The organism is Pseudomonas sp. Xaverov 259 (assembly GCF_019352915.1).
In the GTDB taxonomy this organism is placed as follows: Bacteria; Pseudomonadota; Gammaproteobacteria; order Pseudomonadales; family Pseudomonadaceae; genus Aquipseudomonas.
The window spans coordinates 540674-552989 of sequence record NZ_JAAAFV010000031.1 but is presented as its reverse complement, the minus strand read 5'-3'; the positions used below and the strand labels follow the sequence as shown (position 1 = coordinate 552989).

Annotated in this window: 10 protein-coding genes; 8 read left to right on the top strand and 2 right to left on the bottom strand. The window is 59.8% G+C overall.

The genetic code is table 11. The features are described 5' to 3' along the window. Positions 1–137: 137 nt before the first annotated feature. Entirely contained in the window at positions 138–2300 is a 2163-nt protein-coding gene (locus tag K0H48_RS12915; protein ID WP_219267758.1) for a TonB-dependent siderophore receptor, read from the top strand. A 183-nt stretch (positions 2301–2483) separates the two neighbouring features. Then, on the top strand, positions 2484–3977 hold the full coding sequence (locus K0H48_RS30945; protein ID WP_219267757.1) for a methyl-accepting chemotaxis protein: 1494 nt from the start codon (positions 2484–2486) through the stop codon (positions 3975–3977). 24 nt (positions 3978–4001) lie between these two features. Here the strand turns inward: K0H48_RS30945 and K0H48_RS12905 are convergent, their stop codons facing one another. Next, the gene (locus K0H48_RS12905; protein WP_219267756.1) at positions 4002–4982 is read right to left on the bottom strand and encodes a ketopantoate reductase family protein; all 981 of its coding nucleotides are present in this window, start codon (positions 4980–4982) and stop codon (positions 4002–4004) included. A 245-nt stretch (positions 4983–5227) separates the two neighbouring features. Next, positions 5228–5716, bottom strand: coding sequence for a DUF2867 domain-containing protein (locus K0H48_RS12900; protein ID WP_219267962.1), 489 nt, complete (start codon positions 5714–5716; stop codon positions 5228–5230). 919 nt (positions 5717–6635) lie between these two features. Between K0H48_RS12900 and K0H48_RS12895 the strand changes: the two genes are divergently transcribed. The 6 genes from K0H48_RS12895 to K0H48_RS12870 all read left to right on the top strand — a co-directional run bounded on the left by K0H48_RS12895 (position 6636) and on the right by K0H48_RS12870 (position 12223). Continuing rightward, the gene (locus K0H48_RS12895; RefSeq protein WP_219267961.1) at positions 6636–7256 is read left to right on the top strand and encodes a LysE family translocator; all 621 of its coding nucleotides are present in this window, start codon (positions 6636–6638) and stop codon (positions 7254–7256) included. Positions 7257–7310: 54 nt separating this feature from the next. Then, complete coding sequence (locus K0H48_RS12890) at positions 7311–7712, top strand: ester cyclase (protein ID WP_219267755.1); 402 nt, start codon at positions 7311–7313, stop codon at positions 7710–7712. A 47-nt stretch (positions 7713–7759) separates the two neighbouring features. Further along, positions 7760–8239 carry a VOC family protein gene (locus tag K0H48_RS12885; RefSeq protein WP_219267754.1) on the top strand — a complete coding sequence of 160 codons (480 nt, stop codon included), beginning with the start codon at positions 7760–7762 and terminating at the stop codon, positions 8237–8239. A gap of 453 nt (positions 8240–8692) precedes the next feature. Beyond that, a complete protein-coding gene (gene dapA / locus K0H48_RS12880) occupies positions 8693–9544 on the top strand; it encodes a 4-hydroxy-tetrahydrodipicolinate synthase (RefSeq protein ID WP_219267753.1) in 852 nt (283 codons plus the stop codon). 139 nt (positions 9545–9683) lie between these two features. Further along, complete coding sequence (locus K0H48_RS12875; protein ID WP_219267752.1) at positions 9684–11060, top strand: cystathionine beta-synthase; 1377 nt, start codon at positions 9684–9686, stop codon at positions 11058–11060. Next, positions 11057–12223, top strand: a complete 1167-nt coding sequence (locus K0H48_RS12870) for a cystathionine gamma-synthase (RefSeq protein WP_219267751.1) — start codon at positions 11057–11059, stop codon at positions 12221–12223. Before K0H48_RS12875 ends, K0H48_RS12870 begins: the two co-directional genes overlap by 4 nt. Positions 12224–12316: the final 93 nt, after the last annotated feature.

Genomic DNA, 12316 nt, shown 5'->3' with positions numbered 1-12316 from the left:
CTGGAAAATGTGAAATTTTTGTTAACTATGTCTCCCCAAAGGCTTTTTTGCTTCGGGCGAATCTGCCACACTAATGCGAATAATTATCAACAGATTTATTATTCGCTAGGGACGGCGTTCAGGGGAGACTCCGTTTCATGTCTGTGCAACTTCATGTTGGCAAAACTTTTACACCCAGTTTGATGGCGTTGGCGGTTTGTCTTGCCACCTCACCTGCGGCCTTCGCCGCCGACGCGCAACAACCGCCCGAAGTGGTTGAGTTAGGTGCGACGCAGATCAACACCGAGCAAGTCCTCGGTGCGACGACCGAAGGCAGCCAGTCCTACACCACCGGCTCGATGGCAACCGCGACCAAACTGCCGCTTACCCTGCGTGAAACCCCGCAAGCGGTCACGGTCATTACCCGTCAGCGGATGGACGACCAGGCGATGACCAGCATCAACGACGTGGTAAAAGCCACGCCGGGGCTGTTCCTGAATTTCTCCAGTGGCCCTGGCCGGCAGTCCTACACTTCACGTGGTTTCGACATCGACAACCTGATGTATGACGGCATCCCCACCGGCTATAACGGCGTTTCAGTCGGCGCCCAGCCGAACCTGGCAATGTTCGACCGCGTCGAGATCGTGCGCGGTGCCACCGGTTTGGTGACCGGCGCCGGCAACCCTTCGGCAGCCATCAACCTGATACGCAAGCGGCCACTGGATGAGCAAAAGGTTACTCTCACCGGCGCCGCCGGCAGCTGGGACGACTACCGTGGCGAGCTGGACGCCTCCAGCCCACTCAATGACAGTGGCACATGGCGCGGCCGGGTCGTGACCTCTTACCGTGACGCCAATGGTTTTATCGACAAAGCCAAGGAAGACCATGGCCTGTTCTATGCCGTCACCGAGGCAGACCTGAGCGAAGACACCACTTTGACCCTCGGTTTCTCGAACCAGAAGGACAAGACCAACTACTTCTGGGGTTCTTCGATGGTTGGCCAGGACGGCCATCACTTGAACCTGCCGCGCTCCTACAACCCAGGGACCACCTGGGAGAACAAGGACCAGGAGATCAACACGGTGTTTGCCGAGCTGCGTCAGCGCCTGGCCAACGACTGGAAACTGCAGATCAACGCCAACTACGCCGAACAGAACGCACTGTTCTCGGGCTCCTATCAGTCGCGCTGGGTCAACAACACCCTGGCGCGCACGGTCTACCAGGCCTCTTACGATGAAGACCAGGCTGGCGTCGACGCCTTCGCCAGCGGCCCCTTCCAGGCCTTCGGACGTACCCATGAATTGGTGGTCGGCGCCAGCCGCCGCATCTATGACATGACCACCCACAACTACAGCCCATACAACTTGAACTGGCCACTGACGGCGGGCAAGCCGGACTTCGTCCACACCACCAACGACCGCGACGTCACCACCCAGGACGGTGTCTACCTCACCACACGCCTGAGCCTGGCCGACCCATTGAAGCTAATACTTGGCGCCCGCCTGGACTGGTATGACTACGATGCCCGTGGCAGCAACGATGGCGATTACCATGTAACGCGCAACCTCACCCGCTACGCCGGTCTTATCTACGAGCTGGACGACCACCACTCGGTGTATGTCAGCTACAGCGACATCTTTACCCCGCAGAGTGACAAGGACAGCACCGGCACACCGCTCAAACCGATTGTCGGCAAGAACTATGAAGTCGGTATCAAGGGCGAATACCTGGGCGGCGCATTGAATGCGAGTGTCGCGCTGTTTCGTGTAGACCAGGAAAACCGTGCCGTGGCGGTGGTGGTGCCGAACTGCCCGCAGGCATCCTGCGCGGTAGCCTCAGGCGAGATTCGCAGCCAGGGTATCGACATGGAACTGCAGGGCGCATTGACCCCTAATTGGCAAGTTGGCGGCGGCTACACCTATGCGCGCACCCACACCATCAAGGATGACGCCAACCCGCAAAAGGTTAACAAACAGTTCGACACCGACGTCCCGGAACACCTGTTCAAACTGACCACCAGCTATCACTTCCAGGGCGCTCTGGAAAAGCTCCGTGTGGGCGGCAACATCTCCTGGCAGAGCCGCCTGTATAACGACTTCCAAGTCGCGGACGGCAGCACTTACCGCCTCAAGCAAGGTGCCTATGCCGTGACCGACCTGATGGCCGGCTACAAGGTCAACCAGCATCTGGACCTGCAGCTCAATGCCAACAACATCTTTGATCGCACGTATTACCAGTCCATCTCCAACTCCGTGAGCTATGGCGGTGACTCCTACGGCGCACCGCGCAATATGATGGTGACCGCCAAATATAGCTTCTGATCCTGTTTGTATTTTCGGTCGCCCGCTCGGGCGGCCGTTCTTAAGTCTTACTGTCCACTGCCGATAACGATTTGTTACAGCTGATCCGGCAAAAAACCTGATACCTGCTTTGCTTTTTACCGGCGGCCCATCGTGGCACGCCGCATGCTTTGTTCCTGGCTCGACCACATGGAGTAAGAGTGAATGCCCGCACGCGCCCGTTTCCTGGAGCACTACCGCAAAGCCGATCGCATTATGCTGGCGTTGATCTGGCTGATGTTTCTATTCTCCCTGGGACTGGCCTTCTGGCACGACACCTGGCTGCAAGCCGTGCTCGTCGGCGGCGGCGCCAGCGTGGTGCTTACGCTGCTTTATCGCGCCCTCGGTGGCACCCGTTTGATGCGCTGTTTGCTCGGCGCCGGCCTGATGGTCATGGCCGCGCTGCATATCAACCAGGCGCAGGGCTTGATCGAAGCGCACTTCGGTATCTTCGCGCTGCTGGCGGTGCTGACGTTTTATCGCGACTGGCTGCCGATTCTCGTCGCGGCGCTGACCATCGCCGTCCACCATGTGGTGTTTCACGCGTTGCAGCATCAAGGTTTCCCGGTGTTTGTGATGGACCATCATGGCGGCTGGAACATGGTGTTCGTACACGCCTTTTACGTAGTGATGGAGACGATCGCCCTGCTCTACCTCGCCATTCATAGCCAGGCTGAGGCGGTCGAAAGCCAGGAGATGCTGGAAAAAATGCTCGCCGTGACGTCCCAGCTCACGGTAGAAACCGCCCAGGGTGAAGGCAAGGCGCATGTGTCCCTGGCCAAGCGTTTCGACCACTTCCTGCAGCAGATCACCCACCTGATCGATGGCGTGACCCGCGACTCCCACGGTCTCGGCCAACTCGGCCAGGCGTTGGCCAGCGCCAGCGGCACATTGGAAAAAGGTGCACGCCATCAACTGGTCGAAATCAACCAGATGACCGACTCAATGCAGCGCATGGAAGACGCCACCGGCCACATTACCCTGCACGTTGAACAAGCCGTGGAACACGCGGGCAAGGCCAGCCAACAGATTGCACGCGGCCAGGACAGTGTCGGCCGCGCCCAGCATGAAATCACCCAATTGGCCTCACGCATCAACGGCACCAATGAAACGGTGCAAGGCCTGGCCACGCAAGCCGAGCAGATCGGCTCGGTACTCGAAGTGATCAGCAGCATCGCCAATCAGACCAACCTGCTGGCGCTCAACGCCGCCATCGAAGCCGCCCGCGCCGGCGAGCAAGGCCGAGGTTTTGCGGTGGTCGCCGACGAGGTCCGCAGCCTGGCGCAACGCACCGCCGTTTCCACCCAGGAAATCAAACAGATCATCGAAGGCCTGCAACACGGCAGCCGCCAGGCCGTCGAGGCCATGCACGACAGCCAGGCAGGTGTAGCGCGTTGCGTAGAGGACAGCCAACTGGCGGTGGACATGTTGCAGGCCGTGGGCGCCGACATCGCGCATATCGACGAGCTGAACGGGCGAATCGTAACGACCACCCGCGAACAGACCTCGGCCAATCTGGAGATAGTCGGGCGCTTGCAGTCGGTGCAGAGCATTGCGCAAAGTACCGCAGATGATGTGGAAACCCTGGCGCGCAGCAGTGAGCAGTTGCCGCCGATTGCGGTAAGGCTGGATGCGTTGGGGCGCAGGTTTCACTCCTGAAAAAAGCCTCAAGGTGAGGATGGCTCAGCCTGGCAGAATCCCCAGGTTTTTTGCCCGCATCCGCGCCAGGGCATACACGGTACGCGTGCGAGGTATCGGTGCCCCGACGCGATCAGCCACTGAAACAAGCGTGCCAAGGATGGCCTCGATCTCGACCGGCTTGTGCCCCTCAACGTCTTGCAGCATCGAGGTTTTTACCTTGCCGAGCTTGCGGGTGATGGCAATGCGTTGCGCGGAATCAATCTGGGGTGCGATGCCCAGCGCGCGGCCCAAATCCAGCAACTCATCCATCATGCCGAGGAACAGGGCGTGCAGGAATGGGTCGTCGATCAGTTCATCGGTCGCGCACCCCACTAGCAGGCTGACCGGGTTGAAGCAGGCATTGCCCAGAAGCTTCAACCATATTTCCTCGCGCACATTGGCGTGGGCGTGGGCATCAAAACCTGCGTCACGAAACGCCTGGGTGGTGGCATCTACGCGCGCGCTATTGCCACCGGTCGGCTCGCCGAACACTATTCGGCTTCCGGACATGTGCTTGATCACACCGGGACTCAGCACGGTACATGAGGCAAATACAACGCAACCGACCACGGCTGCCACGGGCACAGCCTTTTCTATCGCGCTACCGGGGTCGACAGCCTCAAGACGCATACCCGCCAAAGCGTCTGCCGACTGCAGGAAATACCACCAGGGCAACCCATTGAGTGCGGGAATAACGATAGTTTGCGGGCCAATCAGTGCCTTGGCCTGTTCCACCACACTGGGCAGTGCCGGTGCCTTGACGGCAAATATGACCATGTCCTGAATGCCAAGCTCTTCAGGTGCGCAGGTCGCTTTCAGCGGGGCAATCAACACCTCATCGCCCGTGTGCAGTTTGAGCCCATGCTCACCAATGGCGGCGAGTGTTTCGCCACGCGCGATTACGCTGACATCATGGCCGGCGGCGAACAATTTACACGCCAGGAAACCACCGATTGCTCCAGCACCTACGACCGTGACGCGCATGGGTAAACCTCACTGAGAGAGTGGAACAGAATACTGGCTAAACAGGCCGGAACAAGCCCGTCTCATTGGAAAAACAGCCGCACTTGGCTCACACCCATCAGCCAAGGCAAACATAGCCACTGTGGCGAGCGGGCTTGCCCCGCGCTGGGTGGCGAAGCCGCCCCACTTCAGGCAACGCGGTTAGTCAGTTAGCAAGGCTGGGGCTGCTACGCAGCCCAACGCAGGGCAAGCCTGCTCGCCACAGGTTACTTCTGCAGCGCATCCAGCTTGCGTTTCAGTCGCCTCAAGTCATTGTTGACGATGAGCTTGTGCACCGGCCCCACCGGCAACATGTACAGGCGCCCAAAAGTGTTGTGGGTGATCACCGATGAGGTAATCGTAAACTCACGGTCACTGACAGACAGACAAATCATCACATCCAGGTGCCGGTCGCGCTCGGTCAGCACCAGTATGTCGGGAACGCTGTGCTCCACCAGGAAAAAGTCCAAGCGCTCGCCCGCCTGCACCGCATTTCGCGGTGTGCCGGAGAACCCTCCGATACGTTTCACACCAAACAGCGACGAAATCCCGTCGCGGATTCGAAAAGCCAACTGCATCGGCCACCCGCGCTCGGCGGTCACAATGTTCCAGGCCTCCAGGGCGGTGACATCAGTGGGCAATTTGACCGACCTGCGGTCGTAGTAATCCAGCTCTGCCGGTGTGCCCAGTGTGTGAACAACGTCCGTAGTAACCAACTGATTTCTCCCTGAAAGCGCGGTACGTGAAGCGGATGGATAGATCGATGCCGCATGCAGCCGGTCAGCAGCGTCCACTATAAGGTGCGCACTATTAAAGCACGTGAGTGAGTGCTGGGGTTGCAAGCTCAAATGCAGGACGGTACTCGCAATACTAAAATTTTTTTTGCGTGAGCGGTTAAGCGCAGCTCGATATCAGCTCGCCGCCTGATAAACTTTCTATCACCGCAACAAAAACCAACAGGAAGTAGATCATGCCTACGGCACATTACGACAAGGATTACATCTGTAGAACCTGCAACATCCAAGGGTTACACATTGCTATTTCCACAGCGACTTGGTGTTGCGACATTTGCAAGAGTCCTGTACTCATCAGCATTGATCACAACGGAACAATATTCACCGTTAAGCGATTAGAACCCGCCCTAATTAATATTCAAGACGAGGTCCGCCTTGATTCATTTCCTTTGGGGACCTTTGAGAACGTGCTGAATAAAAAAACGCTCAAAGGAGGCGTCATCTCGCTAACAATCAAAACCCATGCAAAAGCCTCGTACTCATCAAGTGATCGAATAACCGTGCTTATTAATAGAGGCTGGAAAAGCCTGCCTGCCCCACCCCCAAGTGTAAAAACTATTTAATACCTAAATTTTTATACTGGCGACCTATTCTATCGCCAGTTATAAAAACAGAGTCGAATCGTTATCACATACGTAACCCGCATCGACGCTGCCCCGATCAATTTTTTCAAGCTGAGAATGAACGCACCAGGGTTTATACCTTAGCGTCAAATGCCGTGTGAAATTGCACAGTACCTACTGGCAAATCACCGCTAAAACTTAGCGGTGCGCGCGGATTGTCCAACCCCCTCAAGACCCTTTATCCTCTTCGGTCCCGCTCGACCCACTCCGGAGCCGCCATGGACCTCGCCACGCTCGCCCTCTTCCTCCCCGCCTGCTTCGCCCTGAACATGGCGCCCGGCCCCAACAACCTGCTGTCCGTGAGCAACTCCACGCGTTATGGCTATCGCACTTCTTGCCTTGCCGGCATTGGCCGTTTGCTGGCCTTTGCCGGCATGATCGCCCTCGCCTCTGCCGGTTTGGCGGTGGTGTTGCAGACTTCGGAGCTGCTGTTCTACGGGATCAAGATTCTCGGTGCGGCGTATCTGTTTTATCTGGCATTTCAGCTGTGGCGGGCTAACCCGCAAAAAGAAGCTGAATCAGCCACGGGCAAGGTGGGATTGTGGGCCTTGGCGCGTCAGGAGTTTCTGGTAGCGGCCGGCAACCCGAAAGCCATCCTGATCTTCACCGCGTTCCTCCCGCAATTCGTGGTGCCCGGCCAACCGATCACCCCACAATTCGCGCTGCTGGGTGCGATGTTCCTGGGTTTGGAATGGATAGCGATCAGCGCTTACGCCTACATGGGCACGCACATGCGCCGATGGTTTGCCGAACCTAGCGGCAAGCGGCTTTTCAATCGCTGCTGCGCCGGGTTGCTGTCGGCGGCGGCAACGGTGCTGCTGATGGCGCGCAGGGCCTGAGGGTGGCTCCGCGCACTCAACTAACATGGACACCCTGAATAGGGAGAACGCGACATGACCCGAACCGAACTCGCCGATTTTTACCAAGGCTACATCGACTGCCTCAACCGTCAGGACTGGGAGCACCTGGGCGACTTCGTCCACCCGGACGTGACCTACAATGCCACCACCGTCGGCCTGGCAGGCTACCGCGCGATGCTGGAGCGCGACTTTCGTGAAATCCCCGACCTGGTGTTCCGCATCCAACTGCTGGTAGCCGACCCGCCGACCGTCGCCAGCCGGTTGAATTTCACGGTGAGCCCCAGCGGTGAATTCTTCGGGCTGCCGATTAATGGCAGGACGGTGAGCTTCGACGAAAACGTGTTCTACGAGTGCCGCGACGGGAAAATTGCGCAGGCCTGGTCGGTCATCGACAAAGCCGCGATAGCTCAACAGCTGATACCCGATAAGCCTTGATCGACCGTCTAGACTCTCTACACCCGACCACCCCGTGGAGATTCGAGATGAACAAAAACACCCTCTGCCTCTGGTACAACGGCACCGCCCTGGAAGCCGCCACTTTTTACGCCAAGACCTTCCCGGACAGCGCTGTAAAGGCCGTGCATCACGCCCCCGGCGACTTTCCGGCGGGCAAGCAAGGCGATGTGTTAACCGTCGACTTCCGCGTGCTGGGCATCCCGTGCCTGGGCCTGAATGCTGGCCCGGCATTCCCGCACACCGAGGCGTTTTCGTTTCAGGTGGCCACGGACGACCAGGCCGAAACCGACCGCTATTGGAATGCCATTATCAACAACGGCGGCCAGGCCAGCGCCTGCGGCTGGTGCAAGGACAAGTGGGGCGTGTCCTGGCAGATCACCCCGCGCGTCTTGTCTGCGGCGGTAACGCATGCCGACCCGGCCATCGCCAAGCGTGCGTTCGAGGCAATGATGACCATGGCCAAGATTGACGTGGCTGCTATCGAAGCTGCGGTAGCGGGTGATTGAAGGCACCAAAGATCCAATCTGGGAGCGGGCTTGCTCGCGAATGCGGTGGGTCAGTCAACTCATCTGTCACTGATACACCGCATTCGCGAGCAAGCCCGCTCCCACAGTTGACCGAGTATCCCTCCAACTATGCGCTCGCTTGCCTATAAGCACCTGCGGCGGGGTTGACACATCCCGTCACATCCCCTGAAGATGGAGATCTTATTCAGGGTGTGCCAGCGCATGTCAGCAGCGTCTTTCGTTAACCTCTCCGCCATTGGCTTGTTTGCCAAGGCGCAAGGTTGCGTTGCGCGCGCCCTCAAATCGAAGAAACAGTCGCTCATGTGACCGGGGCGCGCTGTCCCGTCAGATGAGCTGACAGGACATTGAGCGCGACGGACCACACCTCCTTCTGCACAATCCCCTCTGGCCTTCTGACGGTGACTTTAGCGGTCAACCATCAGGAGAAAGTGCATGTCATCGTTTCAAGGTATCTGGGTTCCCGTAGTCACGCCGTTTCAGGATGGCGCCATCGACTTTATCGGCCTGCACCGGCTGGTCAGCCACCTGCTGGAAAAACACGTGGCCGGGATCATGGTTTGCACTACCACCGGTGAAGCCGCGTCGTTGAGCCGTCAGGAACAGCTCGCCGTGCTCGATGCCGTGCTGCAATGGGTGCCCGCGCAGCGGGTGGTGATGGGCCTGGCGGGCAACAACCAGATAGAACTGCTGCACTTTCAAACTGAAATTCTCCAGCGCCCGATAGCGGGTCTGCTGGTGCCCGCGCCCAGCTATATCCGCCCTTCCCAGCCTGGCCTTGAGGCGTTTTTTCGCACGGTGGCAGATGCCTCGAGCGTGCCGATTGTGCTCTACGACATTCCCTACCGCACCGGCGTAACCTTCGAGCAAGCCACGCTCCTAAATATCGTCAAACACCCGCGCATCGCTGCGATCAAAGACTGTGGCGGCAACCTGGCCACGACCCTGGCGTTGATCGCCAGCGGCGAGGTCGATGTGCTGTGTGGTGAGGATATCCAGATCTTCAACGCGCTGTGCCTGGGCGCCAGTGGCGCGATTGCGGCCTCGGCGCATGTGCGCACCGAGGCCTTCGTGGCGCTGTGCCAGCAAGTGCGCGATAACCAATTGGCCGGGGCCAGGGCGACGTTTTTCACGTTGTTGCCGCTGATCAACACTATGTTTATGGAACCCAACCCGGCGCCGGTCAAGGCGGCGTTGGCCTTGCAGGGCTTGATCGGCAGCGAACTGCGCGCACCGATGCAAGCAGCCAGTGCGCGCGTACAGCAGGCGTTGGGCGAACTGCCGTAAACGCCCTGTCGGGTTCATGCGCCAAAAAAAGACATCCAACGGACCGCCCGGTTGCGACCGGCGCGATCCCGGCCTATGTTCCAAGGCACGCGTTTACTTTGCTGCTCCACCTCTGTCTGCTCGCAACCAAGGTGAATTCATGCCCAGCCTCCCACGTCCCGCCGTGCTCGAACTGATCGGCAATACGCCGCTGGTCAAGGTCAGCCGTTTCGATACTGGCCCTTGCACGCTGTTTCTCAAGCTTGAATCGCAAAACCCCGGTGGCTCGATCAAGGACCGTATCGGCCTGGCCATGATCGACGCCGCCGAACGCGACGGCCGCCTGCAACCGGGCGGCACCATCATCGAAGCCACCGCCGGCAACACCGGCCTGGGCCTGGCGCTGGTCGGCCGGGCAAAAGGCTACCGTGTGGTGCTGGTGGTGCCCGACAAGATGTCCACCGAAAAGGTCTTGCACCTCAAGGCCATGGGCGCCGAAGTACACATCACCCGTTCCGACGTCGGCAAGGGCCACCCCGAGTATTACCAGGACGTGGCCGCGCGCCTGGCCAAAGACATTCCCGGGTCATTCTTTGCCGACCAGTTCAACAACCCCGCCAACCCGCTGGCCCACGAAACCAGCACCGCCCCGGAAATCTGGGCGCAAACCCAGCATGATCTGGACGCGATTGTGGTGGGCGTCGGTTCGGCCGGCACCCTCACCGGCCTTACGCGCTTCTTCAAACGCGTGCAGCCCGAACTGGAAATGGTGCTGGCCGACCCGGTGGGCTCGGTGATGGCCGAATACAGCCGCAGCGGCAACATGCAAACGCCCGGCTCCTGGGCCGTGGAAGGCATCGGCGAAGACTTTATCCCCTCGATTGCCGACCTCTCCAGCGTGCGCCATGCCTACTCCATCAGCGATGAAGAAAGCTTTGACCACGCCCGCCAGCTGCTCAAGGCCGAAGGCATCCTCGGCGGCTCATCCACCGGCACCCTGCTTGCCGCCGCACTGCGTTACTGCCGCGAACAAACCGAGCCCAAGCGCGTGGTCACCTTCGTCTGCGACACCGGCACGCGCTACTTGTCCAAGGTCTACAACGACCAATGGATGAACGACGCGGGGCTGTTGCAATACAAACACTACGGCGACCTTCGCGACGTGATTGCACGCCGCTTTGAAGACGGCCGGGTGATCAGCGTCAGCCCCGACGACAGCTTGCTCACCGCCTTCCAGCGCATGCGCCTGGCCGACGTCTCGCAACTGCCGGTGCTGGTGGACGGCCAGAAGCTAGTGGGTGTAATAGATGAGTCCGACATTCTGCTGGGCCTGCATCAGGACGCCACACACTTTTCCATGGTGGTGGCCGATGCCATGAGCAACACCTTGCAAACCCTGGCCCCCAGCGCCAGTCTGGCCGAACTGCAGGCGGAACTGGATCGCGGCCTGGTCGCCATTATTGCTGACGCCTCGGGCTTTCACGGCCTGATCACCCGCGTCGACCTGCTTAACCACCTACGGAGATCCCTTGCATGAGCCTGCCCGATAAAAGCGCGTTTGCCACCCGTGTGATCCACGCAGGGCAATCACCCGACCCGACCACGGGCGCGCTGATGCCGCCGATCTACGCCAACTCCACCTATTTGCAAGACAGCCCTGGCGTACACAAGGGTTTTGACTACGGGCGCTCCCACAACCCCACGCGGTTTGCCCTGGAACGCTGCGTGGCCGACCTGGAGGGCGGCAGCGCGGCGTTCGCGTTTGCGTCCGGGCTGGCGGCGATCTCCACCGTGCTGGAACTGCTGGATGCCGGCGCGCACATCGTTTCCGGCAACGACCTGTACGGCGGTACTTTCCGCCTGTTCGACAAGGTGCGCCAACGCAGCGCCGGGCACCGTTTCAGCTTTGTCGACCTCAGCGACCTGTCGGCCTTTGAAGCCTCGCTGCAGAGCGACACACGCATGGTCTGGGTCGAGACCCCAAGCAACCCGCTGCTGAGCCTCACCGACCTCAGCGCCATTGCGCGCATCTGCCGCGATCGCGGCATCATCTGTGTGGCCGACAACACCTTCGCCAGCCCCTGGATCCAGCGCCCACTGGAGCTGGGCTTCGACATCGTGGTGCACTCCACCACCAAATACCTCAACGGCCACTCCGACGTGATCGGCGGTATCGCCATCGTCGGCCACAACCCGGAACTCGCCGAGCGCCTGGGCTTTCTGCAGAACTCGGTCGGCGCGATTGCCGGGCCGTTCGATGCCTTCCTGACCCTGCGCGGGGTAAAAACCCTGGCACTGCGCATGGAGCGCCACTGCAGCAACGCCCTGGACCTGGCCACCTGGCTGGAGCAGCAGCCGCAAGTGTCGCGGGTGTACTACCCAGGCCTGGCCTCGCACCCGCAGCACGCACTGGCGCGCCAGCAGATGCGCGGGTTTGGCGGGATGATTTCGGTGGATTTGAACAGTGACCTGGCGGGTGCCACACGTTTTCTGGAAAACGTCAAAATTTTCGCCCTGGCTGAGAGCCTCGGCGGCGTGGAAAGCCTGATTGAACACCCGGCGATCATGACCCATGCAAGCATTCCGGCGGCGACGCGGGCGCAGTTGGGGATTGGCGATGGGTTGGTGCGGTTGTCGGTGGGGGTTGAGGATGTCGAAGATTTGAGAGCCGACCTGGCCCAGGCGCTGGCACTGATCTAACTCCACACGATCGTTCCCACGCTGTGCGTGGGAATGCATCCTGTGACGCTCCGCGTCACCAAGGCAACAGCGGGACGCGGAGCGTCCCATGCG